At 58.7% G+C, this 23,208-nt stretch carries 22 protein-coding genes and 1 pseudogene; 18 read left to right on the forward strand and 5 right to left on the reverse strand.

The window, feature by feature from the left end:
- The first annotated feature begins 231 nt into the window (after positions 1 to 231).
- The 10 genes and pseudogenes from repC (GGR23_RS20945) (at position 232) to GGR23_RS20985 (ending at position 10,637) form a co-directional block, all read left to right on the forward strand.
- Positions 232 to 1,512, forward strand: a complete 1,281-nt coding sequence (gene repC / locus GGR23_RS20945) for a plasmid replication protein RepC (protein ID WP_183368299.1) — start codon at positions 232 to 234, stop codon at positions 1,510 to 1,512.
- On the forward strand, positions 1,512 to 2,015 hold the full coding sequence (locus GGR23_RS20950; protein ID WP_210297044.1) for a thermonuclease family protein: 504 nt from the start codon (positions 1,512 to 1,514) through the stop codon (positions 2,013 to 2,015). Before repC (GGR23_RS20945) ends, GGR23_RS20950 begins: the two co-directional genes overlap by 1 nt.
- 394 nt (positions 2,016 to 2,409) lie before the next feature.
- Positions 2,410 to 2,742, forward strand: coding sequence for a DUF736 family protein (locus tag GGR23_RS20955; RefSeq protein WP_052642533.1), 333 nt, complete (start codon positions 2,410 to 2,412; stop codon positions 2,740 to 2,742).
- Positions 2,743 to 2,862: 120 nt separating this feature from the next.
- Complete coding sequence (locus GGR23_RS20960) at positions 2,863 to 3,069, forward strand: antitoxin VbhA family protein (protein ID WP_127625926.1); 207 nt, start codon at positions 2,863 to 2,865, stop codon at positions 3,067 to 3,069.
- Between the two features lie 65 nt (positions 3,070 to 3,134).
- On the forward strand, positions 3,135 to 4,199 hold the full coding sequence (locus GGR23_RS20965; protein ID WP_244467749.1) for a Fic/DOC family protein: 1,065 nt from the start codon (positions 3,135 to 3,137) through the stop codon (positions 4,197 to 4,199).
- 221 nt (positions 4,200 to 4,420) lie between these two features.
- Positions 4,421 to 5,100 (forward strand): annotated as a pseudogene (locus GGR23_RS20970) (ArdC family protein); the annotation flags it as partial.
- A gap of 193 nt (positions 5,101 to 5,293) precedes the next feature.
- The gene (locus GGR23_RS23550; protein ID WP_343066711.1) at positions 5,294 to 6,007 is read left to right on the forward strand and encodes a site-specific integrase; all 714 of its coding nucleotides are present in this window, start codon (positions 5,294 to 5,296) and stop codon (positions 6,005 to 6,007) included.
- A gap of 57 nt (positions 6,008 to 6,064) precedes the next feature.
- Complete coding sequence (locus GGR23_RS23555) at positions 6,065 to 6,688, forward strand: hypothetical protein (protein WP_343066712.1); 624 nt, start codon at positions 6,065 to 6,067, stop codon at positions 6,686 to 6,688.
- Complete coding sequence (locus tag GGR23_RS20980) at positions 6,685 to 8,469, forward strand: hypothetical protein (protein ID WP_183368300.1); 1,785 nt, start codon at positions 6,685 to 6,687, stop codon at positions 8,467 to 8,469. Before GGR23_RS23555 ends, GGR23_RS20980 begins: the two co-directional genes overlap by 4 nt.
- Complete coding sequence (locus tag GGR23_RS20985) at positions 8,466 to 10,637, forward strand: integrase (protein ID WP_183368301.1); 2,172 nt, start codon at positions 8,466 to 8,468, stop codon at positions 10,635 to 10,637. Before GGR23_RS20980 ends, GGR23_RS20985 begins: the two co-directional genes overlap by 4 nt.
- Positions 10,638 to 10,684: 47 nt before the next feature.
- Here the strand turns inward: GGR23_RS20985 and GGR23_RS20990 are convergent, their stop codons facing one another.
- On the reverse strand, positions 10,685 to 10,963 hold the full coding sequence (locus GGR23_RS20990; RefSeq protein ID WP_183368302.1) for an HIT family protein: 279 nt from the start codon (positions 10,961 to 10,963) through the stop codon (positions 10,685 to 10,687).
- Positions 10,964 to 11,099: 136 nt separating this feature from the next.
- Here GGR23_RS20990 and GGR23_RS20995 point away from each other — a divergent pair, with 136 nt between their 5' ends.
- From GGR23_RS20995 to repC (GGR23_RS21020), 6 genes are all read left to right on the forward strand, one after another.
- The gene (locus tag GGR23_RS20995) at positions 11,100 to 11,903 is read left to right on the forward strand and encodes a sulfite exporter TauE/SafE family protein (protein WP_183368303.1); all 804 of its coding nucleotides are present in this window, start codon (positions 11,100 to 11,102) and stop codon (positions 11,901 to 11,903) included.
- A gap of 422 nt (positions 11,904 to 12,325) precedes the next feature.
- On the forward strand, positions 12,326 to 13,231 hold the full coding sequence (locus GGR23_RS21000) for an ArdC family protein (protein ID WP_183368304.1): 906 nt from the start codon (positions 12,326 to 12,328) through the stop codon (positions 13,229 to 13,231).
- Positions 13,228 to 13,479, forward strand: a complete 252-nt coding sequence (locus GGR23_RS21005) for a zincin-like metallopeptidase domain-containing protein (RefSeq protein ID WP_183368305.1) — start codon at positions 13,228 to 13,230, stop codon at positions 13,477 to 13,479. The genes GGR23_RS21000 and GGR23_RS21005 overlap by 4 nt, the downstream gene beginning before the upstream one ends.
- A 180-nt stretch (positions 13,480 to 13,659) precedes the next feature.
- On the forward strand, positions 13,660 to 14,874 hold the full coding sequence (gene repA, locus GGR23_RS21010) for a plasmid partitioning protein RepA (protein WP_052642541.1): 1,215 nt from the start codon (positions 13,660 to 13,662) through the stop codon (positions 14,872 to 14,874).
- The gene (gene repB / locus GGR23_RS21015; protein WP_183368306.1) at positions 14,871 to 15,884 is read left to right on the forward strand and encodes a plasmid partitioning protein RepB; all 1,014 of its coding nucleotides are present in this window, start codon (positions 14,871 to 14,873) and stop codon (positions 15,882 to 15,884) included. Before repA ends, repB begins: the two co-directional genes overlap by 4 nt.
- 191 nt (positions 15,885 to 16,075) lie before the next feature.
- Positions 16,076 to 17,314, forward strand: a complete 1,239-nt coding sequence (repC, locus tag GGR23_RS21020; protein ID WP_052642545.1) for a plasmid replication protein RepC — start codon at positions 16,076 to 16,078, stop codon at positions 17,312 to 17,314.
- A gap of 93 nt (positions 17,315 to 17,407) precedes the next feature.
- Here the strand turns inward: repC (GGR23_RS21020) and GGR23_RS21025 are convergent, their stop codons facing one another.
- The 4 genes from GGR23_RS21025 to GGR23_RS21040 form a co-directional block, all read right to left on the reverse strand.
- Positions 17,408 to 17,950, reverse strand: a complete 543-nt coding sequence (locus tag GGR23_RS21025; RefSeq protein WP_246365971.1) for a helix-turn-helix domain-containing protein — start codon at positions 17,948 to 17,950, stop codon at positions 17,408 to 17,410.
- A gap of 253 nt (positions 17,951 to 18,203) precedes the next feature.
- The gene (locus GGR23_RS21030; protein ID WP_183368307.1) at positions 18,204 to 18,626 is read right to left on the reverse strand and encodes a hypothetical protein; all 423 of its coding nucleotides are present in this window, start codon (positions 18,624 to 18,626) and stop codon (positions 18,204 to 18,206) included.
- A complete protein-coding gene (locus GGR23_RS21035; RefSeq protein ID WP_183368308.1) occupies positions 18,623 to 18,820 on the reverse strand; it encodes a hypothetical protein in 198 nt (65 codons plus the stop codon). Before GGR23_RS21035 ends, GGR23_RS21030 begins: the two co-directional genes overlap by 4 nt.
- A gap of 255 nt (positions 18,821 to 19,075) precedes the next feature.
- On the reverse strand, positions 19,076 to 19,780 hold the full coding sequence (locus GGR23_RS21040) for a ParA family protein (RefSeq protein ID WP_183368309.1): 705 nt from the start codon (positions 19,778 to 19,780) through the stop codon (positions 19,076 to 19,078).
- 540 nt (positions 19,781 to 20,320) lie between these two features.
- Between GGR23_RS21040 and GGR23_RS21045 the strand changes: the two genes are divergently transcribed.
- Positions 20,321 to 20,725 (forward strand): DUF6290 family protein, encoded by a 405-nt coding sequence (locus GGR23_RS21045; protein WP_210297046.1) that lies wholly within the window; start codon positions 20,321 to 20,323, stop codon positions 20,723 to 20,725.
- A 3-nt stretch (positions 20,726 to 20,728) separates the two neighbouring features.
- Positions 20,729 to 23,206, forward strand: a complete 2,478-nt coding sequence (locus tag GGR23_RS21050; protein WP_183368310.1) for a relaxase/mobilization nuclease domain-containing protein — start codon at positions 20,729 to 20,731, stop codon at positions 23,204 to 23,206.
- Positions 23,207 to 23,208: the final 2 nt, after the last annotated feature.

Consider the following 23,208-nt stretch of genomic DNA (forward strand, 5'->3'; position numbering starts at 1 on the left):
ATCGTAACGAGCGGAACCGTAACCGATTCCGACTCACACATTCTAACAGCTTTTTGGAGATCACACCCGGCCCAGAAAAGAAAAACCGCTCCCGAAGAATCCGGAAGCGGTCTGCAGTTCGGTAATAATAAGCCAAAACCGTTCTCGCAGACCTCCCCTCCGATGTCAATAATCAAAACACCTTTTCGGTGAACGGCGGAGCTTTGTCTGGCCTCTGACAGGAGACGGACGATGGGGGAACCCACACAACACAAGCGGCCGACAGGTCGCAGAATGACGAAGGAGCGAGCCGAATTCCGGCGACTGGCGCAGTCAACGGAAATCGGAACGGTGACGCGCGGCCAGCTGGCGGTACTTGCAAGAAACCTGATGACAATCGGGATGGTTACGACCGCAGAATATGCGTTGCTGGAAGCCATCATAACGACCGCCAAGGCAGACGCCTTCGACAAAGGAGGGCGGCCGATCGTCTACAAGTCGAACCGACAGCTCGGCTATGACATCAACAAGTCGCCAGGGCGCGTAAGCCGGATTCTCTCCCGATTGTACGACCTCGGCCTTGTCACCATGCAGGACAGTGCGAATTTCAAGCGCTACCCGATCCGTGACGGCGAAGGTGATATTGCCGACGCCTGCGGCATTGATCTGCGTGTCCTGATCGCTCGGCACCATGAACTTGATCAGCTGGTGCGCCAGAAACGGGAAGAGATTCGAGTGCGCGACAGCGCGGCGCGTCGCTTCCGGGACGCTCTGCGTGCCGCGAGATATGCTCTGGCGTCCTCAACCGAGCGAGGGGAAGCCATTCTCGGGCGGATCGGGTCCCGTGTTGAGAAGATCGCGGCCTTCATAGGATCGGCCAAGCACGCACCGGCCCATGTCCGCCGGAAGGCAACAATGCTTTTGGAGTGGCTTGCCGACCGATTGCGCAACGTGAATCGGTCCCCGCAAGCGCCCGACATAGATGCAAATCTGACATGCGCGGATGTCGAAAACGACATGCACATACAGATTACAACCCCAAGACCTTTTGAAGCTCGTAATGATGAACGGCGTTCGCCTAACGGCGAACAAATCAGTTCGTTAAGGGCTGGCTCCGCCAGCAAGAGGGCTTTTGAGGAAAGCCTGGGGAGCCGTTCGCGCCAAAGCCATAGGCAACTGCAAGTGCGGCCTTCACTTGTGGCGCTGGAAGATGTGTGGCGGGCTACGCCAAGCCTTGCCGAATATGGCTACCAGCCCCCGCGTAGCTGGGCGGACCTGGACCAGATCGCTCCCAAACTTTGCCGCATCGCCGGCGTGTCCGAGGATGCGCGCCAGCGGGCCGTGGAACGAATGGGCCAGCAGGCGGCTGCGGTTGCGATCGCTCTGACCTTTGAGAAATACACGCGCGCCGAAATCAGCTCGCCGGGCGGGTATTTGCGGGCCATGACAGACCGAGCCGCGATCGGAGAGCTTCATCTGAACCGCTCGGTATTTGGGTTGGCAGCCCGCAATTCTATGGAGGCGCGCGCTTGATGAATATTCGCTTGGTGGGAGCCGCGCTGGCTGCGCTTCTGTTCACTGCCTCCGCTGCGTCGGCCGATTTTTCAGGCCAGGCGTGGGTGATTGATGGAGACACCTTCAGCATTCGTCAGCAGAGGATCCGCATTGCGGCTATTGACGCTTGTGAGCGCGATCAAACCGGCTTCAGGAATGGCGCGATATGGAGGTGCGGCATCGAGGCACGACGGTTCCTCGCCAGCTTGATCGATGGCAAGCATGTCCGCTGCATTGAAGTCGATCGAGACCAGTACAAACGCCTTGTCGGCCAGTGCTTCGTCGATGGCTCGGATATTGGCCTTGAAATGGTGAAGGCGGGCCAAGCCAGCCTCCTGTTGCGCTATCTGCCAAGATCCCACCCGATTGACCTGAGCCAGTACCGCCACGCCGAGGATCGTGCCCGACAGCGAGGCCAAGGCTTGTGGGGCGCCCAGGTTGAATCGCCCTCCTCCTATCGCCGCAGCCATTCCGGCAACTGAACGACTGGGGCGCTCATATGGGCAACAGATGGCGAGATCTCATGTTTTGGCGAAACCATCGGTTACCCCAGCCTCTTGTTTCAGGTTGTTGGTTCGGTTGCATTCAGCACAATCCCGCACGCTACCAGTGCCGATGTCCCATTTGTCGAGGTGACGTATTGCTGCAAGCGCTCAGGCCCCACACCTCCAAAGTGGTTGCTCTTGATGCCCGTTCGCACGGCGACGCGGTTAGCGCAAAGCTGTTCGTCTCCAAATTTTCCCCGCCTTTGGCTTCCTCGCGAAACAAAATTTTCCGCCGCCCAGCCTCCTTCGCTGCGCTCCGGCCTACGGTGCGCACCGCTTTTCGCCGTGCCTTATGAACGATCATCGCAACCACCATAGAGGAGTGATTAACATGAGCATGACCAACTTCATCCAGTTCGACAAAGACGACATCGACAACGCCAAGGGAACCGGCCTCATCTCCACCATCGACCGGGACCTGGACATCAAGGTTACACCGTTCGACTCCACAAACGAAAAGGCTCCGACGCATCGCGTCTATGCCAAGTCACCTCGCGGCCACGACATCGAAGTTGGCGGCATCTGGAAGAAGACCAGCGGCGAAGGGAAGCCCTACTACACGCTCTCCATCAAGCGCCTCGGCTTCAATGCCAACCTGGGTCGCTATCCCGGCCAAGATGACCTGGCACTGCAGGCCATCATCGAGTGGGAACCGCGCGATTGATTGCTCTTGGAGGCCCGATCTCTGATCGGGTTTCCACCCTCAAAGAGCCGGATTTCCTCGCTTTCGCTGGATATTCGGCGCGTTTCATGCTAAGTTGAGCAGTAACTGGAGGCTTTGCCGATGAACGTTCATGCCCCCCGCCCCGATCGCTCTCCGGAAGCTGTTGCTTCCCGGAAGAAGGCCGTCGATCAGGCTCGCGCCGCCAACATGCGGCAGGGTTACACCGGCGATCCGGTTTTGGAAGAAGCAAACGGCCGTTACGTTGCGGGAGACATCACTTCCGAGGAAATGCGCCAAGAGCTGCTGGCCCGCTTCAAGCGGGCTTGATCATCACCTAGAGATTTGTCGCGGCCGCCTGTGATCTCAGGCGGCCTTTTTGCATGAGGTTTCGCGTGGTCCGCGATGATGAAGCCAAAGGCTCCTACACCTATCCCAACACTTCAGAGGATAAGGATTTCAAGGATGTTCTGAAGAACAAACTGGATATCAGGAGCCATTCAGCGCTGCGTGAAGCCGAATACGCTTTTACGGCTTTGAGACAAACGGAGCTCGCCGAGGGAAAAGGCCCTACCGGTAATCACGACGCAGCGCATCTGAAGGCTCTGCACGGCTACATCTTTCAGGATGTCTATGAATGGGCAGGACATACGCGCAATGAAAGTCCTGTCGTCGATGGGCAGCGGGTAGAGCCGGTAGGTGGGCTTTCGAAGGGCGACACGACCTTCCTGCACGGTTCGCGGATTGAAATGGGCCTCAACGAGGCGCTGAGGCCCGCCAGAGACGATCAGGGCCTAAGAGCTGCGACACCTGAGCAATTTGCTGAGAAAGCCGCGCACGTCCTTTCTGAGCTGAATTACGTTCACGCTTTTCGGGAAGGCAATGGAAGGGCAAACGAGGCGCTAGTGGTCTCGTTGGGCCGCACCTACGGTCATGACATCGATCTTACCGTCATCACCAAGCCTCGCATGATCGAGGCATCCATTGAGACCACCAATGATCCGTCCAGTCCGGCGATGAAGCATCTCATCCAGGATGCGATGGATCCTAACCGCCGCGAGGCTATCCGCAGTGCCATGTCAGATCTTGAGCAGGCTGGCGAGAAACCGTTCGAGCACAACATCCGCACGGCCCGCCCGGGCGAAGTGATCGAAGGACAGGTTCTCGGGCATGACAATCGCGTGGCGAGCCTCGTGACCGACAGGGGGATTGTGGCCGTTGACCGCGCTGACCTTCCCGAGCGGATGCCTCCCGACGACGAGGAGGTGAAGTTCACCGCTCGATCTGATTTCAAGACTCTGGGGCGGCCGGAACAGGTCCAAGATGCCCAATCGCAGCCAGGTCAGCAAAAGGCCCAAGAGCCTCAGTCGCAGCACATCAACGCCGAGCTTAAGGCTATCGAAGCGCAGCAGTTTGTCGATCGCCAGCGAAACCGCGACCAAGACGACCGAGAGCGCTGACCTGCGACCCGGTCGCTGCAGTGAGGGCCTGTGTCATTGGCCGGGGTGCCGGAGCTCTGCGCTCTCCCCTGTCCGTTGGATGATTTGACGGACAAACTACGATAGCCCCTCCCCCATTCAACCGCTTGCGCGGTCCTACACTCCGTTGCGGCCCTACGGGTGCATGGGGTCGTTTCGCTATCTTCGGATCTTTGCCGTCAACCAACGAACAGGAGACGGCGATGCAGAGCGTAAAGGACACCTACCAGCGGATCACCGACACCATCATTCAGCAGCTCGAGGCCGGCACCAAGCCTTGGATCTGGCCATGGCGCGGAAACAGCCGCAGGTCGGCTACGCCGCTCCGCGCCTCCGGCGAAGCCTATCGCGGCATCAACGTGGTCATGCTGTGGCTCTCCGGGCAACTCGCCGGCTACGACGAAAACACATGGATGACTTACCGGCAGGCTCAGGAGCTTGGTGCTCAGGTCCGCAAGGGCGAACAAGGAACCCTCGTCGTCAAGTACGGCACCTTCACGCCGAAGGAGCAGGAGGCGGACGATCGTGCAATCCCTTATCTCAAGGGCTACACCGTCTTCAACGTCGAGCAGATCGACAACCTGCCTGACCGCTTCAAGAGCCCGGCCGAGGCGGCGCCGATCGAGCCGGTTCCGGTTATCGACCATGTCGAAACCTTCATTCGGGCCACAGGCGCAAAGATAGCCTACGGCGGAAAGCAAGCCTGCTATCGCCCTGGCCCCGATGACATTCAAATGCCGGAGCGCGGTCGCTCAGCGAGGTTCATCTTTACAGCACGATTTTTCATGAGCTCGGGCACTGGAGCGGCGCAAAATCACGCCTTGATCGTGACCTTAGCGGGCGGTTCGGGAGCGAGACCTACGCAATGGAGGAGCTTATTGCCTTATCTTGACAGTCTGCACCGACTCTCACCCTAGTGGGGAGGTTGATGCACACGCTGACGGAGGCGCTTTCCAGGCCGGACGCAGCGCTCCCAAATAGCTGGCGGAGGCCGGCCTGGAGAGTGCCGGGCAAGTTGAACTCCTTCGTTGATGCTGGCTCCCCGGATAGGGGTCCGGGGGAAGGTTGAGCGACTTGTGGACAATGTAACGACGGTTTCGGACATCACCATTCAGGAGCGCCGATCAGCGGACGGGCTTGATGCCCATGTTCCGATGATCCTGCGGGACGGCAAGCTTTACGATCCTGATCTCGATCGTTTCTTTCTTGACCTACCCCTCAACGGCGTCCGCTCCCGCCACTCTCTCCGTGCCTATGGTTATGACGTCCTGGTCTGGGTCCGTTTTCTTTCGGAAGCCTGCGGCAAGACGGTATGGCAAGCTGACCGACACGATGTTCTTGCCTATCATCGAGTTCGCCGCCGGGCTGAAGCTGGGCAGCGCATCTCGGCCTCTTCCTGGAATCGCGCCGTCGCCTGCCTGGACCGCCTCTATCGATGGGGCGCTCGGGAACGTCTGATCGCCGAAGCGCCCTTCAGTCACCGTTCCGTTTGGAGGCAGGGACATGGTGGTCGTCGTGCGCAGATTGCGGCGCGCAATGAGGCCTACGAGCCCGCTGCGCGCCGAGCGGATGTTAGCTTCGTCACCCTTGAGGACTATCGGATATTCCGGGATGTCGGTCTGAGGGGGCATCTCCCCGAGGGCGGACCGCGACCCGGCGCCCGCGATCGCAACGGCATTCGCAATGCGTTGTTTGCCGATCTTCTCGTGACGACAGGCCTTCGCCTGGAGGAGGCGTCCTTTCTGTTCGCCTCCGACCTTGCTGTTTCCGACCATCAGACGGACCGATAGGTTTGGCTCGATCTGCCCGACGCCCTGACCAAGGGCGATCGAGGCCGCCGCATTCTTGTGCCCGGCCGGCTGCTTGAACAGGTACGCGCCTATGTTGCGGTCGAGCGCGCCCACGCGGTCCTCAAATTCCAGCGACGATCGGGGTGGCAATCATTCGAGAGGCCAATCTTCGTTCGCCGAGAGCGGACAGCTTCAAGACTTCGATTACTTGATGGGATCGAGATTGCCCTCGATCTGCTCAGCGCTGACGAGCGCAACAGGATCATCGTCTGCGACGACGATGGCGCACCGCGCGAGCCGGCGGTGCTGTGGCTCACGGAGGTCGGATTTCCTGTCCAGCCGAACTCTTGGGAAGTGATCTTCGCCCGCGCTTCCGAGCGGTGCAGCTCTTTCGGCTTCGAGATCACCATCTCTCCGCACCAACTGCGACATACCTTCGCCGTGCATATGCTGGCGATGCTGATCCAGCACCGCCTTCGCGATGCGGCATTGCCGGCCGGCCCGATTGAGGGATACCGCCAAATTCTCGGTGACCCGCTCCAGCAAGTTCAGCGGCTTCTCGGCCACGCCAGTTTGGCAACCACCTACATCTATCTCGATCACATTGCCACGCGCGCAAATACTGTCGATGCGGCGGTCGAGGAACTGCTGGCGCTGCTCCCTTCGGAGCGTTCGCTATGACGGGCCAGCCACGGAAGGGACGACCTGTCTGCTTTGTGCCCACCGATGGTACGGTACCCGCCCAGGTCAGCGATCCGGTGATCGGTCTGCGCTTCAACATCCAGGCGCGATATGGGGGCATCGCAGAAGTAGATTTCACTGACCTCGAGCCAAGACCTTTGGCGATCGCTTTCGCTGGAGCTCTTCGCAGGCAAGCGGAGCTCGGCGGATCGTTAGGAGCGCGCAGCACGATCAAGCAGCATATGAACGCCTATCGGCGTTTCTTCGGGTACTTGAGACAATATACGCACGTAACAATGCCCGCCGACCTGAGCGCCGATGTCATCGACGGCTACGAGGATTTCCTCGAAGCCAGCGGGATGACGCCGATTCATCGCCACACCGTCGTTGCCAAGGCTATTCTGGCCTTGCGTTCGATCGACGCCGATCAGCCTGGTGTCCTTGGCGAAGCCCTCCATCGTCGGCTCGGCTACACGAGCGCGCAGTCGGCCGGCAGATCTCGCCCACGCGATGCCTACAGTCCGTTTGTCGCAAGACAGCTTCGCGATGCTGCACGCGCTGACATTGGCGAACTGTTCCGGCGCTTCGGCAACCTGCCGAGTGATGAGGGCGACGAGAACCTTCGCAGCGTGACCGCTGAGGCATACGCGACGATCACCGCCCATGGCAGGCTCAGCAGCGGGGATCGTATTTTCAAAAGCCTGTACTTCATGCGGCTTCGTCGGGGCCTGTCGGTCTCAACTCTCGCCGAGGACATACATGGCCGATACCATCTCCGCGCCGCTGACATTCCGCCCCTTCTTACATTTCTGTCGCTGGAGACAGGCCTGGAGATCGAGTGTTGCAAGACGCTGACGATCGATTGCCTTCAGAATCCCGGCTCAGGTACGATCGAGATTGCCTATGTGAAGCGGCGCGCTCGCGGCGCCGAGCACAAACATATTCGCGTCCGTGATGGAGGGCTCGGCACTCCGGGCGGTCTCATTCGAAAGCTAATCGAGGTCACGGCCTTCACGCGTCAGTTCGTACCGAGCGATTGTCTCTGGCTCTATTATTACACCGGGCGGAAGCAGCTTCGCGCAGGTGTCGAACATCAGCAGGAACTGGTCGACCGATGGACCGGAAGTCACGGAATCGTCGACGACAATGGCCAGCCTCTTCGGCTCGTTCTGTCCCGCTTGCGCAAAACCCACAAGGCGCTCTGGTATCTGAAGACGGACGGTCACATGGCTCGTTTCGCACTCGGGCACACGCCGGAGATCGCGGCTCGCCACTACGCAGACATTCCGTCGCTGCGACCGCTTCATGAGGCCACCGTAGCAGAAGCGTTCGCCGCGGCCGCCGCGGCCGCAGGTCCAATTATATTGGCGCCTGACGATGAGGATTCCTGGCAGCGACGCGACACCACGTCGGGAGGAAGCCGCAACGCCGATGATCTCCTGAATGGGGAACAGGATGTCTGGCTGGCTGCGTGCTCGGGATTCGATCACAGTCCGTTTGGTGAAGTCGGGTCACCATGCCCGCAGCCGTTCTGGGGTTGCCTCGAATGTCGCAACGCGATCATCACCGCGCGCAAACTGCCGGCGCTCATCGCCTTCCAGGGTTTTATCGAGGCGCAACGCGCTGGGTTGTCAGCCGCCGATTGGGCCGTGAAGTTCGGTCGCGCCCACGACCGCATCACCAAGCAGATCCTGCCCGCCTTTCCCGACAGCTTGATCGATGAGGCCCGTCGCGAGGCGGAACAGCACTCACTCTATCTCCCACCAGAGGCTCGACAATGATCAGTGCCGCGACCGTTCCTGGTCAACAGGAACTCGACCTCCGCCCGGTTCTCGCGTCCGTCCCGCTGAAGCCCGGCTTCGATCGGGGCAATCTCTCACGCTACGGCGATGCGAACTGGGATCTTGGGCCGGCCGTGTTCCGGGAGAACGCCCGCCGCTGCCATGTCACCATCAATTTCGGGTCCGTCGAGCACGTCGGCGTGCGCGAGGCGCTTCGCGAGTTTCTCTATGCGCGCCTCAACTTCGATCTGCCGGGCCATCGCAAAAAGCTTCCGCCGGGCAGTGTGCGGCAGGTCTTCAACCGTGCGCGACGGTTTTTCGAGTTCGTTCGCGACGAGCTGGGTGACGTGGATATTCGCCGGGTGGATCAGCAAATCCTCGACCGGTATGCCCGTCATCTTAAGAGTGGCCACACCCGCCAACCGGCGATGGTGGCTCAGCTGCTGGAGATCCCATTCGATCTGCGAGCTTACCGCGATCATCTTCCTTCCGTCGGCCTGTTCTTCGAGCCTTGGAGCGAACGGTCGCCGGCCCGGGTCGCCGGATATCGCTTCGTCCGCGAGAACCTGACGCCGCGGATTCCCGAAGACATAATCACACCATTGCTGTCGTGGTCGCTCCGTTACGTCACCGTGTTCGCCGCCGATATCTTCGCCGCGCGTGGAGAGCTGGAGCGATTGGAGGCCCATTGCTCTGCACTCATCAAGTCGGATCAGGGACTCGGACGCAAGGAACGCCGCATTCGTCAAAGAAAGCGTCTACAGGACTATTTCGATCGCCTGCATCGCGAAGGCCGCGGCGTGCCGATTTGGGGAACCGCGCATAATGGAATGACGCTACGCCATCCAGAGACCGGAGAGGTGACGCCGCCCGTCAATTCACACCTGCTGCATCTTCATATCGGCATTGATGCGGTGGCAGAACCCAGGATGCATATCCAGTTGCTCGACGGCGCGCCTCGTTTGATCACCGCGGCCGTGCGTGAGCTTGGCGTCGAGACTGGGGGCATGGATACGCCTATTGCCATCCTGCCAGAGACCGGCAGCCACTGGCGACCGCGCTTCGATGGCAAGACGCTGGCGCACGAGGAGCGCATGCTTCAGACCGCCGCCTACATTCTCTGCGCCTATCTGACCGGTATGCGTGATTGCGAAGTCCAGGCGATGCAACGCGGATGCCTCAGTCTCACGCGCAGTGATGACGGCATGATCATGCGCCATCGCGTCCGGTCGATGGCATACAAGGGCAAATCGAACCAAGGCGAGCCGGCCGAGTGGGTCACGATCGAGCCGGTAGCCAAAGCCATCGATGTCCTCGAGCACCTGTCGTTTCGGGCGGCCTCTGCCCGTGGGCTCACGACGCTCTGGCCTGTCCTGGCGGGCAAATCCTACTGCAAGGATTACCTGTCCGCCGAGATCGTCCGTCAGCTCAACCACTATCGTGACCATCTCAATCACCTGTTCAGCACGCCGGACACGCCGGCTATTCCGAACGGGCCAGACGGCACGCCCTGGCGGATCACGACGCGGCAATTCCGGCGAACGATCGCGTGGCATATCGCCAACCGCCCCTTCGGAACGATCGCCGGCATGATCCAATACAAGCATGCCTCGGTTGCGGCATTTGAAGGTTATGCCGGCTCCAGTCGATCGGGCTTTCGCGCCGAGGTCGAGACCGAACGCAGCCTCGGCCAGCTCGACGATTTGCTGACCTATTTCGATGAACGCCAGGCTGGCGCGACCCCATCGGGGCCGGCGGCGGCACGTATATCGAAGACGCTGGATGGGATATCGGCGGAACTTGGTCCACTCCCCGCCATGATTGCCGACCGCGCGCGGATCCGCACGATGCTCGCCAGCCTGGGGCGAACGCTGCATGTCGGCATCCTAGCCGACTGCTTTTTCGATCCGGGCACCGCGGTCTGCCTGAAGCAGGCGACCAGCGACGCTAACACAGCGCCTCTGACGGCACTTTGCCAACCGACGCGCTGTCCGAATGCCTGTATCACCGCTAGGCATCGACCTGCCTGGGCGCGCTCGGCACTGGACGCCAAGAACCTGTTGAAGGAGAAGCGGCTGTCGCAGCTTCAGCGCAACGTTCTGCAGCAGGAACTCGAGCGAACGATGAAGATCCTGACCGACATCGACGAAGGCGCGGCACGGCGCTGAGGGGCTATGGCAGACAATAGCGGGTTTCGCGCCGCCAGCGCCGCCGTTCAGCGCAGCAAGTCGCGGATCCCCCGGCCGGCCTTCGGGTCTTTTTCGTAGCGGCACACCACATGCATATGGGCGTGGAAGATATGCTGACCGCCGGTCGCTCCGACATTCCATCCGATCGTGAACCCCTCGGGTTGGAATTGATCGAGCCGTCGCTTGGCTTCCGTCAGCATCCCACCGAGATCCGACCACTCTTCCGAGCTGAACTCGAATGGCGTCTCGACGTGGCGGAAGGGAATGACCATTGCGGACGGGTTCGGCAAGGTAAGCTTGAGCATCAAGTATTGCGTTTGATTGCTCGCCGCTGGCTCAGCTCCAGCCAATCCATTCGCAAGACACCATCGACAATTATCTATGTTTCCCTCTGCCATACCGACTGTCCAACCTCGTGATATCTGTGCATACATATCGCCCATGACCGACGCCGCCAACACATCACTTCCCCGTCATCCCGCAACTGCTTTCGGCGGAGGCGCCATTATTGGTGCTCTCGGAGGCCTCATAGGTCTCGGAGGCGCCGAGTTTCGTCTTCCGATCCTGATCGGGTTCTTTAATTTTGCAGCCTTGGAGGCGGTGATCCTCAACAAGGCCATGAGCCTCGTCGTCGTCGCGACCGCGCTTCCCTTCCGGGCGGGGACCGTTCCCTTCGGCGCCATAGCCGATAATTGGCCGATCGTGATCAATCTTCTCGCGGGAAGCCTGATCGGCGCCTGGTTCGGCGCGGGCTGGGCGACAAAACTTCGATCGGAGACGCTCTACAAGGTCATAGCCATCATGCTGGTGGCGATCGCCATCGTCCTGATGTTGGGCCACGATGCGACAGCGGGCCAGCCGCTGTTGACAGGCTTGGCCCAGATGATTGCCGGCGTTATCGCTGGCTTCATCATCGGCATTGTCGCCGCGCTCCTGGGTGTCGCAGGGGGCGAACTCCTGATCCCGACGCTCGTCCTCTTATTCGGCGCGGACATCAAGCTCGCTGGTAGCCTCTCGCTCGCGGTGAGCCTGCCGACAATGCTGGTCGGCTTCACACGCTACAGCCGTGACCAGAGCTTCTCCGTCATCGGCCGCAACAAGGCTTTCCTGCTCATAATGGCGGCCGGATCGATCGTCGGTACGTTTATCGGCGGCCTTCTGCTCGGCATCGTTCCAAACGCGGTTTTGCTGCCGGCATTGGCAATCATCCTCTTGATCTCCGCAGTGAAGGTGTGGCGGCACTAGCCGCACTCCCACAAACTTACCGATCGAAGTGAAGCATCCGCAGCTTGCAAGCTGACGGCATAGCGGACCTGAACCCCAACAACAGGCTGGATCCGACCGCAAGGCGGACGCGGCCCTGCCTCGCCGGCGGTCGCCCGGCGTGACCGGAGCGCGCGACGCCCGTCCCGTCCGCGCAACGGCTGATCGCCGTCCATCGCTTGCGCTTCGGCTCTGCGAGTGCGCAGCCGCGCCTAAGGCGCCGCAATTCGCTGCTCCGACGCCGGGACCGGCCCGGCGAAGAAGGAGCAACGATCATGACGAGACAAGAAAGAACAAAAGGAAGCCGCCCTTCGGGTCGGCATGAGAGGAAGAGGAAGGCTGGGATCGAGCGGTCGGCTTAAGGGGCGAGAGAGGCTCTCCCCGCTGGCCACGGAGGTTCCTGCATGTCTCACACTTCCAGCCCGGCGAGCCGTGCCGATGTCAATTCCCGCGTAACGGCCGAGATCATCACCGCAATCGAACAGGGCACAGGCGAATGGCGTGCGCCCTGGTTTCACAACGGATCGAGTATCGCCCGACCGACCAACGTCGCGTCCGGCAAGCGCTATCGCGGCATCAACACGCTGGCGCTATGGGCTGCGGGTTTTGCCGCCGGTTACGGTGATGGTCTCTGGGGCACCTATAAGCAATGGCAGGAGGCCGGCGCACAGGTGCGCGAAGGAGAACGCTCCACCACGATCGTGTTGTGGAGAGAGATCCAGGCATCCCGGCCGGCCGACAGTAATGACGACGCTGATGATGGGCACCGGCGCATGTTCGCTCGCGTGTTCTCCGTCTTCAACGTCGCGCAGGTCGACGGCTACGAGCGCCCGCCAAGTCCCGTCCTGCCCGAGAACGAGCGTCTGGCCCATGCGGAGGCGTTCATTTCCAATCTCGGTATCAAGACCGAGTTCGGCGGGCCGGAAGCCTATTATCGCCCCTCGGCAGATACGGTGTTCATGCCGGACTTCGCTTCGTTTCGTGATCCCGCGTCATTTTACGGCGTTTGGCTACATGAGAACGGTCACGCCAGCGGCGCAAAACATCGCATAGACCGCGACCTCTCTGGCCGGTTCGGGTCGGCCGCCTATGCCGCCGAAGAGTGCTGCGTCGAGATCCTGAGCGGGCTTGTCCTTGCCGATCTCGGAATCGCCCATCATCCACGTCCCGATCATGCGGCGTATGTCGCCTCGTGGCTCAAGGTCCTGAAGGACGATCCCAAAGCCATCTTCACGGCCGCCAGCAAGGCGCAGCAGGCGGCCGATTGGATGCACGCCCAACAGCCCCAGGCCGAGGAGATGGCAGCATGATCAGCACCATCACCGACCAGGGAAAATTTCACAAAGGGGCTGGACTGTCAGGATATATCGCCGAAATCTCAGCCGCGTTTGTCTGCGCCGATCTTGGCATTGAGCATGATCCGCGAGACAACACCGCGACTTACGTTGAAAACTGGCTCAAGGTGCTGAAGCAGGATTCACGTGCAGTCATCACTGCCGCCGCGAAGGCTCAGGCAGTCGCTGACTATCTCCGACAATTCAGCTCTTCTACAGGGTAGGGGCCCTAGCAAAACTGTCGGGCCTCATGCGCATCGATCCAAAACTTTACAACTGTAAAGTCGGGCATCCTGGATGCGTTAACTTCTTGTTAACGAAAAACGCCTTGAAGAATCGGAGTCAGTCTGGCATCCCTGACGGAAATGATCTCGTAAAGTGATCAGAACCGTCAAGAGGTTTGAATGTTGCAGCCAGCTTCTCAGAGCGTCAGAGACACTGCGTCGAAGATCGAGGTCTACACCTCGAAACTCTCTGCGGAGCTGAACGATATGCGTGAAGCTGTCTATCCACCCTCTGCGCAGAAAACATTTGGCCGGACATTCTCAACCCTTGACCTAGTGAGGCTACTCAAGGTTCCGGAAAGTACTCTTCGCCAGTTGACGCTGGAAGGGAAGGGGCCTTTGCCCGAGCGCGCAGAAAACAATAGGCGAACGTACACGATAGAGCAGGTCAAGGAACTGAGGCGATTCCTGGCCGAACTTCGTCCTGACGAAGCTGGCGAGCTGCTTCCGCATCGTCGCAAAGGGGAAAAGCTTCAGGTAATTGCTACGGCGAATTTTAAAGGTGGTAGTTCCAAGACAACCACTTCTATCCATCTCGCACATTTTCTAGGGCTTCAGGGTTATCGGGTCTTGTGTCTGGATCTTGATCCGCAAGCATCGATGACTGCGCTATTTGGTATTCAGCCCGAGTTCGATCTCGGCGAGAACCAGACAGCCTATGCAGCCATTCGATATGACAATGAGAGGCGGCCGCTCGCTGAAGTGATCCGGCCAACCTATTTCCCAGGTGTCGATCTAGTTCCTGGCAATCTGGAGCTAATGGACTTTGAGTTTGATACCCCGTCCTATCTGACCTCGAAAACAAGAGATGACCTGGGTTTGTTTTTCGAGCGGTTAAGCAGTGCCCTGGCCCGCGTCGATGATCGATACGATATCGTTATCATCGACACCCCACCGTCCCTTGGATACTCGACACTCGCTGCTCTTTATGCAGCCACGTCCTTAATCATTACCGTTCACCCGGCGATGCTCGACGTTGCATCGTGCAATCAGTTCCTGATCATGATCTCCGATCTATCGGAGGTGCTGGGGCAGTTTGGAGCTAAATTCGAGCATGACTTTTTCCGCTTCCTGCTCACGCGCGTGAACCCGAATGACGGGCCGCAGAAGTACATGTCCGGAGTCATGCGCCGATTGTTTGGTGATGATGTACTCGTTGCGGAGGCGCTCGAATCGACGGCAATCGCCGGTGCAGCGGTAGCGAAGAAGACCCTATACGAGCTTGAGTCGGGTGAGGTCGGTCGTGAAGCGTTGAAGCGCGCAATTGAGAGCGCTGACCGAGTTAACTCCGAGATCCTCGACCTCGTTCACAAAGTTTGGGGACGTAGCACATGAAGAAAAGCATCCTTCAGCGAATGGCGGCCGCCGAAAGCCGGACGGAATCTCCTGTGTTGTCGGACGCGTCCGACAAGCCCTCCCTGGCGCGGCGGCACTCTTCACCTGTCATTTCCAATGTGGGTCGGGCACTGACACAGCTCACAGAAGATAGTGTCATTTCACTCGATCCTGACCGTATCGACCGCTCCCCCTATAGAGATCGCTTTGGCAACGACGAGGACGCGGCCAAAGAGCTCGAGGCGCTTAAGATTTCAATCGCAAGTGAAGGCCAAAAAATTCCAGTTCTTGTTCGGCCGCATCCGACGAGAGCGGATCATTACCAGCTTGCCTACGGTTACCGTCGATGGGCAGCGATCAAGGCCATAATGGCAGAATCGGATCGCCCAGAGACCATAAAGATCCGAGCCTATGTTCGAGAACTTTCCGATCGGCAGTTGATTGAAGAGCAATCACTCGAGAATGGTGTTCGGGAAAACCTGACCTGGATTGAGCAGGCAATGTGGGCCGTACAGCTGAAAAGTGCTGGCCTTTCCCATCGCGCCATGTGCCCAATCTTGGGAGCTTCAGAAGCGGCAATATCGCATCTTTTTCGAGTGACGGAGGCGGTTCCCGAAGACATCATTCTTGCGATCGGAAGAGCAAAGGGAGTTGGTCGACCGAAATGGACCGCATTTGCCGAGTTGCTGAAAGATCCGAGCAGCGCAGCACGTGTTCGTAAAATAATCGACACGGTCGAGTTTCGAGGCGCTGACAGCTCCAGCCGTATTGCCCAAGCGATACGAGCTGCAAGTTCAGCGGCCGACAAAGTGACTACGGAGCCAGCTGAAGAGATTGTTGACTTCGCCGTGGGTGACCGAGTTTTTGGCCGCATGAAGAGTAATTCGGCTGGAACTACGGTCTCAATCCCGAAGCAGGAACGCGCTTTCGCGCGCTGGCTCGCGGACCGAATGCCTGATCTTCTAAGCGAATACAACAATCGTTCAGATCGAACTCACCAAGAGGTGTGATCGAGACACTCGTTAATTGGTCAAGAGGAGAGACCGCGACAAAAGAAAAAGGCCCCCAAAACGTTTCCGTCATGGAAGCCTCTCTCAATTCCTAGCAAGATCGAGAATCGCATTTCCATGAATCCCAGTCAAGAGTCTTTGGCATCGTTTTGGTGAGCGGATTTCTTTTGCCTGAAGAAAGGTGAAGGAATATGCAGACGGGAAATGTGACGACGCCCTTTGGGCGGCGGCCGGCTGTGCTTGCTCTTGTAAAGAGGCAGCTCCAGACGTCCGAGACGAAACCAAGCCGCCCGGTCGAAAAATGGAGAGTGTTTCGCGACGCTTGTGAGGCCCGTGAACGCCTTGGCCTCCAGGACAGGGCGCTGACTGTGCTGGACGCATTGCTGACGTTTTATCCAGAGAGCGAGCTCAACTGCGATAGTGGATTGGTGGTCTTTCCATCCAATGCTCAGCTGTCTGTCAGAGCGCACGGCATAACCGGAACGACCTTGCGGCGGCATTTGGCTGCCTTGGTCGAGGCCGGGCTCATCCAGCGCAAGGATAGTCCGAACGGCAAGCGCTACGCTCACCGGGACAAGGGTGGCGATATCGAGCAGGCTTTTGGATTCGATCTTTCTCCACTTTTGGCTCGCGCTGCGGAACTTGCAGGTCTGGCACAGGAAGTCGCTGCCGAGCGCCTGCAGTTCAGACGAGCCAAAGAGGCGCTGACTATCTGCCGGCGTGATGTACGCAAGCTAATTTCCGCCGCGATGGAGGAGGGGGCCGACGGCGACTGGGAAGCCATCGAAGACATGTATGTCGGCATTGTCAGCCGACTCCCCCGCAATCCTGACCGTCGCCAGGTGGAGGCAATCCTCGACGAGATGCAGCTTTTGCGCACCGAAATCCTCAACCTTCTGGAAAATCAGTTAGATTCTCAAAATATGGACGGCAATGCTGTTCAAAATGGCTGTCACATACAGAATTCAAAACCCGAATCCATCTATGAACTTGAACCTAGCTCTGGAAAAGAGCAGGGCGGAGCCGTCGAGCTGGAAGTAGCACCCAAAGCGGTTGCTCAGCCGTTGGCAAAGCCGGAACAGATGAAGTCGTTCCCGCTGTCGATGGTCCTGAAAGCCTGCCCGCAGATTTTGGATTACGGGCCCGGGGGGACGATCTACCATTGGCGCGAGCTGATGGGGGCCGCGGTGGTGGTTCGATCAATGCTTGGTGTTAGCCCGTCGGCTTACCAGGAAGCGTGTGAGGTGATGGGGCCGGAGAACGCGGCGGTTGCTATGGCTGCAATCCTGGAGAGGGCAGGGCATATCAATTCGGCAGGTGGATATCTCCGCGATCTCACGCGTCGAGCGAGGGCAGGGGAGTTCGGGCTCGGACCAATGCTGATGTCGTTGATGCGTGCCAATACGAACGGAGGCCGGAAAGCAGGGTGAGGGGCTGTGCTGACGCACTAGGGTGAGGTCTCGATGGAAAAGGCCTGAAGTCAGCCTTCCTACATTGACAGCACTTACGATCGGTTTCAGCTCTCATTCGTCTGTAGGTGTTTCGGTTGTAGATGACTTGCGACCTGGTGGGCGACCAGGCGGACGGCCTCTCCTGCTGGCTCTCGCAGCTTTTCGGTTCAATCGTTGGCGTTCAGCCTCAGCTTGCGCGTCAGCCTCCGCTTCCGCTTTCTGTCGAGCCTCAAGAACATCGCTTGGCGTCAATTGGCCAACTATGCCAATCAAACTGCGTATGGTGTCGTGGGGGAGGTCATGAATAAGTCTGAACAATTCAACCCGATCATCGGCCTCTTGAGGATCTTTGCCGTAAAGATGAGGTGCCGCAGCATGAATCATCTGCATTGGCAGGAAACCAAGGAGCTCGGAAAGGTGGATCATTCGTGATACGGTAAGGCGCGAAATGTTCAGTTCATAGCGGCTATAAACCACTCGTGCGAGACCAGCCAAGGTCGCGAAATCACTCTGGGTCAGACCAGTTTTCGCGCGTTCATCGAGTAGGAATGCGGAAAGTTTTGCGTCGATCTCGCCGAAGCTGACTATGCCGTCGAATCCCTCCTTGCGGTACAAGGGTCTCTGGAAATCTGGATCTGTAGTCTCAACCAGTTCCCTTGATTTGATATAGTCGGATAGATTCCGCACAGTCGGTATTCCCTCAGTCCCCAAATCCGCCTGTGGCAGATATCACGCACCATAACGTGCCATTAAGGCACTGTCATCCTGCGCGCCAGTTACAAAACCCTAACAAAAATGGGGGGAATGAACGCCAGGATCCTGATCTCCTCGATGTAAAGCCGCAACTCAGGGCGCGTTGTCCATCACCTCAAGATCCAGCGGGAGCATTCCTGTTCACGGCTTTCGCAGCGATCAGGTTCCAGCTATGGGCGCTGGATTGAAAGACGCCTTCGACCGTTCTTTCTTCGGAGATCCAGCTCAGCTTCACGCGCATTTCACAAGCCAAGGAAAGCTGGTCGATGCTGAAGCATCTAGTGATCAAAATCTCAGACTTCGGCCCAAATGTCTCAAAGTCCCACATCGCGAACCGGAACAGCTCCCGTTCTGCGTGTTCGTTGGTTGGCCAATCAGCCTGTTTAATCGGCTCTGGTGCAGATGAGCTAATTCCGAGGATATTTCCCTTGATCGTCGGAAGGAAGAACCCTGCCGATTCTAACCCGTCGGGGGCGATCATCAGTCCGAGGACGCTGCCCACGGCCACCCCGGCCAGAAATCGAAGGTCGAGGATCAATAACCACTATCCTTCAGGAACTGGTCGATTGCGGCCTTGACGATCACCGTCATTTTTAAGTCGTTTTCAGAGGCTGCGCGCTCCAAGCGTTTTTTGGTGTCGTAATCAAGGGGGCAATTGACGAAGTGCTTGCTCTCGCGCGCCTTGTTCTGCTTGAGCTCCTGCAGTCGTATTCTGGACGCCTCACGCTCCAACGACTTGGTCGTCGCTCTCTCCCGGCGAGCCTCCGGTGAGGGCAAAATCAAACTTGATCTTGGGGGCACCTGAACGGCTGGTATCTGAGCGGGAGCTTCTTCGACAGCGCAGCGACTTCGTCCGGTTGATGGCTGGCGACCGCGTTTTCTGCTTCGTTGTCTATAGCCGGCTGCGACATTGGATTGGGTACATTTGCCCGGGACCGTCGCGGTGCAACGGGAAAATCAGATATGCTGGAAGTCCCTTTAGCCATCTTACGACCTCTTCTGTTCGTTCGGCAGGAAACGTTCAATTTCTTGCATCAAGGCCATGACCTCGCTCCGGGCCTTTTTGACGGAGTCGCTAAGGTCCAGCATTTGCAGCGTCCCATATCCAAGTCTGATGTCGCGGTATGGGTTTCGCTCATAAAGCTCAGTGTCCAGGAGGTATGAGTCATATCCCTGTTCCTGCAAGTTTGCGATGAAGGGGCGGATCAGGCGGTAGGCTTCCAGTGAACGTCCCGGGAGAGTAATCCGGGTTCTGAAGTTGAGATGTGGAATGTTTCGCCCGGTACGATCGCAGGCGTCAGCCACGTCCATTGCTGCCTGGCCAGCAGCAAGGATCTCGTCTTGGTTTGGCTGGATCGGCGTCATAACGATCTGCGAGCCGGCGATGATCGTGTCCCGTAGCACGGTGTCTTGACCGGGCGAGTCGATCAGCACGACGTCAAACCCGGCGGTTTCGTTCTCCAGAATATGCTGAAGTGATGCATTGGTTACCGCCGTGCGAAGCTCAATGCCGTCTGGCCTGTTGTCTTTCGCCTCGGAACGGGACCACCACTCATTGAGGTTTTGTCGGCCATCGGCATCGACCAAGAGCACTTGCTTACCATGAAGCGCATATTCTCCAGCGACCAGGATTACGGCGGTTGTCTTGCCCGCTCCACCCTTGCCGCTTACCAGCGATATGCAGATTGTCATTGCGCGATCCTCTCAGACTAACGGTTCCCCCGCCCCCTAGCGATCCGACGTGGTTTCAATCGGCACATCAGTATCGTCGTTAAGATCTTCACATCGAAGCAAACCTAACATGTGAACACACGCAGGTTAAGATCAAAACGAACGTGTGATCACACGCCTTTGGACATCAATAAAACCACACGAGTTAGTCGTGTGGTTTTTACAAGTTCTGGGTCGAGTGGTGAACCCCGGAGCCGCGTGAGGCCTCACTTGGCGCTCGCACGGAGGGCGCAAGGGCGAAGAGCGAAGCGTCCCTTTCGCCTGAGTACGAGGGACAGACAAAGGCCTTCAGAAGCGGTTTTGGCGGTGAACCCTGGTGAGCGTTCCAACGGAAAGGGTGCGAAGCGAAGCGGAGCCAGTCAAGAGGTGGAATTTGGTTGAAATTATGGAGTATCGCTTTAAGTTGAGAGTGGCAGGATACGCAAAAATGTTTTACATTTTGCATTGCGATCGTGGGACAAGCCCACGATGACGGTCGCAAGGCTGGGGGGGCTTAATTGATTGACGAGTGAAGACACGATCGACGTGCCGACAGCCAAGCAACGCAAGGGGCGTCTAATCAACGTCCGCGTCAGCGATGCAGAGCATTCGGCTATCGAAGAAGCGGCCAAGTCGGCCGGTATGAGTGTGTCTGCTTTTTTCCGTTCTCTGCTCCTCGAGGGTGCAGGCGTTCGACCTATTCTGACTGCGGAAGACAGGTTGATCATGGCCGCATTGCTCGAAGACATGCGGATGATCGGCATCAATTTGAATCAGGTCGCCCGCTCCCTGAATGCAGGAAAGGGTGTCCATCCCTCAGAGCTGGACATCAACCTTGGCAACGTCCAGCGGATTCAGGCGGCTGTGATGAGTGAGCTGCGGACACTTTCGCGCCGTGCGGGGCATGAGCGCCGAGGCGAGGTGTAGGCCGTGGAGTTCTTTTTCGGCACTTTCACAATCGAATGGGAGCAAAGGCGCGCGGCGCTATTGCACGAAATGACGCTCGGCGGCCGTGGGAGCGCTGTGGAGGAAGAGCTTGAGAAGAGACTGAAGAATCTGCAGCACCAGGTTGGGATGTCTAAAGGCGGGTCGGGATCTAGGGGAGGGGTGAGGACTTCGGCATTCAACGTGTCGTCGCCTCCGAGGACGATGGCTGCCGGTTCGGGTGCTATGCGATCAATGGACGTTCGTCTTGCGAGCGTTGCCAAAGGGAGCCAGCCAGCAGTTGTCAAACTGGCTTCCTACGGTGGTGGAGCCCGCGTCGGCTCGATGCTCAACTATGTTTCCAGAGGGGGGGAGCTGAAGGTTGAGAACGAGAACGGCGAGACGTTGCGTGGCCGTGAGGAGCTGGCGCGTCTCCGTGGCGATTGGGATCACCTTTTCCAAAACAGGACCGAGAGCCGCGATATCGGCGCGTTTAGCGTCGAGGTGAGCGTTTCCGGCGGCTCGAACCCGCATGAGCAGGTGCGGGACATTCTCAGCAGTGGCTTTGGTGATCGACGCTACGCTTACTCTGTCGAAACCCGAAACGATGGATCGCTGAAGGTCGAGGGCTATGTTGTGTTGCGCAGCGGGCAGGGCGAGCGGCTGACGGCTGACGCAAAGGCGGCCGCCATCGTTCAGGAGCGTTTCAACGCCAGCGCCGTTGCGAAAGAGGCCCCTGCGGCTTTCTCGTTTACAGGCTATGGCAACGGCGTGGAATATGGCGCTGCCAAGTTGCGAGACCTGATCGCGCAGCGGAACGACGTTCGAGACGATCAGGGACGTTCGATCGCAGATGACAAGGCTGCGGGCGACCTGGTGCAAAAGGAATGGCGGGATGAGCTGCACAGCCGCAAGAGCCGTGACGTGATGCACGTGATCATGTCGGCGCGTGCCGGCACGGATGCGGCCGCGTTCGAAGGAGCTGTTCGCGACTTCTTGGCTGAGCAGTTTGCGGGCCATCGGTACGTTTTCGCTATGCACGATCCGGAGAACGATCCGAAAGAAGCAGGGGAGGGGGGCAAGCGGCCGCATGTTCATGCCCATGCCATCGTTACCATGCGTTCGGAATCGGGCGACCGGATCGAGACGACTCCGGCCACCTTCCGGCAATGGCGTGAGGTCATGGCCGAGAAGGCGCGAGACCACGGCATCAATATGGAAATGACCGATCGGCGAGAGTTCGCCACGCCGCCAGCCTTCACGCGAAATCAGGTTCGCGCCGTCAGGCATGATGGTCGAACCGAGCATGTAGGCACCAGCGATCCGGCGCAGGCGCGATATGACGCAAAGCGAGCTGGTCGGCGCGTGGTGGCGACGAGCCAGAGAAGCCGCCAGTACATCCTAAAGGCGCAGGAGACCTGGCAAAAGATTGCAGTGAACGCCGGCGACACAGTGGTTGCGGCCTACGCCGCTCAGCATCGCTCCTATCTGGAAAACGGCCTTGCCCAAACGGATCAATCGCCTGCTGGTGCAGTCATTCATGCAGATTTCGGCGGTGATTACCGCTCCAATATGGTAGCAATCAGAGACATGTTGTCGGAGGCAAAGGACATGCGCGAGCAGACACGCCCAGAGTTCGAAGCGTACGAAAAGACGGTTGAAACGGCTCTATTCAACCTTCAGCGCAGCGCTGGTCCAGAGGACCGGTCAGGCTTCGAAGAGGTTTCCTCCCTCGCTCGCGAGATCGTCGATCTGCGCAGGCAGATGCTCGAAATGAAGGAGCGTGGGCTTGATGAGCAGGATGGACGAAACGCTGCTGGCGACGTCCGCAGAGAAAGTGGTGCCGCGCCGGAACGAACGGCATCTGAGGTGCCAGAGCAGACGAATGCTAACCTCCAGTGGGAGGCGGCTGTTGCCAAGCATGGAGGGGCTGTCGTTGAGGCTGGTAACGATGCGATGGCAAATGTGGAACACTATCGCTCCGGCCTCGCCCATATCGAAGCCGGCGAGCTCGGAGACGAAAACCGGGAGCAGTATGAGAAGGGCCTTGAGGCTTCGCTTCATCATGCAGCTCAACTCGCCGCTACCGGAAACGGCTATCTCCGGGATGTTGCCAACGAAGATCCGGAACTGCGCGCGGAGATCGAGACCATTGAGCGCAATGAAGAGCGTGGGGACGAAAACAAGTCAAACAAGCAGCCGATAACTGCGGATACTGCCGACGATCGCCAACGCGATCTCAGGGCGGATCTGGAAGAGGAACGTCCAATCGGGCAAGCGGAGCGTGAGGCTCACCAGCTCGCTGAGACGGTGGACGCTACTCAGAGGCAGCAGACAAGTGTAAACAGAGACAGGGAAGCGGCCCAGCGGGGCGGCGAGACCACTCGGACTGATCCCGCGCAACAGCACATTCCTCGTCTCGAGGAGTTGGAGCGTGAACAGGTTGAACAGAGGGAGCGTAATCGGGACGACCGTGATCGCTAAAG

It is taken from the genome of Gellertiella hungarica (genome assembly GCF_014197145.1).
GTDB classification, from domain to species: domain Bacteria; phylum Pseudomonadota; class Alphaproteobacteria; order Rhizobiales; family Rhizobiaceae; genus Gellertiella; species Gellertiella hungarica.

Excerpts from the sequence above, each read along its gene's own strand:
- repC (WP_183368299.1), top strand. The coding sequence starts at position 232 with ATGGGGGAACCCACACAACACAAGCGGCCGACAGGTCGCAGAATGACG.
- GGR23_RS20950 (WP_210297044.1), top strand. The coding sequence starts at position 1,512 with ATGAATATTCGCTTGGTGGGAGCCGCGCTGGCTGCGCTTCTGTTCACT.
- GGR23_RS20955 (WP_052642533.1), top strand. The coding sequence starts at position 2,410 with ATGAGCATGACCAACTTCATCCAGTTCGACAAAGACGACATCGACAAC.
- GGR23_RS20960 (WP_127625926.1), top strand. The coding sequence starts at position 2,863 with ATGAACGTTCATGCCCCCCGCCCCGATCGCTCTCCGGAAGCTGTTGCT.
- GGR23_RS20980 (WP_183368300.1), top strand. The coding sequence starts at position 6,685 with ATGACGGGCCAGCCACGGAAGGGACGACCTGTCTGCTTTGTGCCCACC.
- GGR23_RS20985 (WP_183368301.1), top strand. The coding sequence starts at position 8,466 with ATGATCAGTGCCGCGACCGTTCCTGGTCAACAGGAACTCGACCTCCGC.
- GGR23_RS20990 (WP_183368302.1), bottom strand. The coding sequence starts at position 10,963 with ATGCTCAAGCTTACCTTGCCGAACCCGTCCGCAATGGTCATTCCCTTC.
- GGR23_RS20995 (WP_183368303.1), top strand. The coding sequence starts at position 11,100 with ATGACCGACGCCGCCAACACATCACTTCCCCGTCATCCCGCAACTGCT.
- GGR23_RS21000 (WP_183368304.1), top strand. The coding sequence starts at position 12,326 with ATGTCTCACACTTCCAGCCCGGCGAGCCGTGCCGATGTCAATTCCCGC.
- GGR23_RS21005 (WP_183368305.1), top strand. The coding sequence starts at position 13,228 with ATGATCAGCACCATCACCGACCAGGGAAAATTTCACAAAGGGGCTGGA.
- repA (WP_052642541.1), top strand. The coding sequence starts at position 13,660 with ATGTTGCAGCCAGCTTCTCAGAGCGTCAGAGACACTGCGTCGAAGATC.
- repB (WP_183368306.1), top strand. The coding sequence starts at position 14,871 with ATGAAGAAAAGCATCCTTCAGCGAATGGCGGCCGCCGAAAGCCGGACG.
- repC (WP_052642545.1), top strand. The coding sequence starts at position 16,076 with ATGCAGACGGGAAATGTGACGACGCCCTTTGGGCGGCGGCCGGCTGTG.
- GGR23_RS21040 (WP_183368309.1), bottom strand. The coding sequence starts at position 19,780 with ATGACAATCTGCATATCGCTGGTAAGCGGCAAGGGTGGAGCGGGCAAG.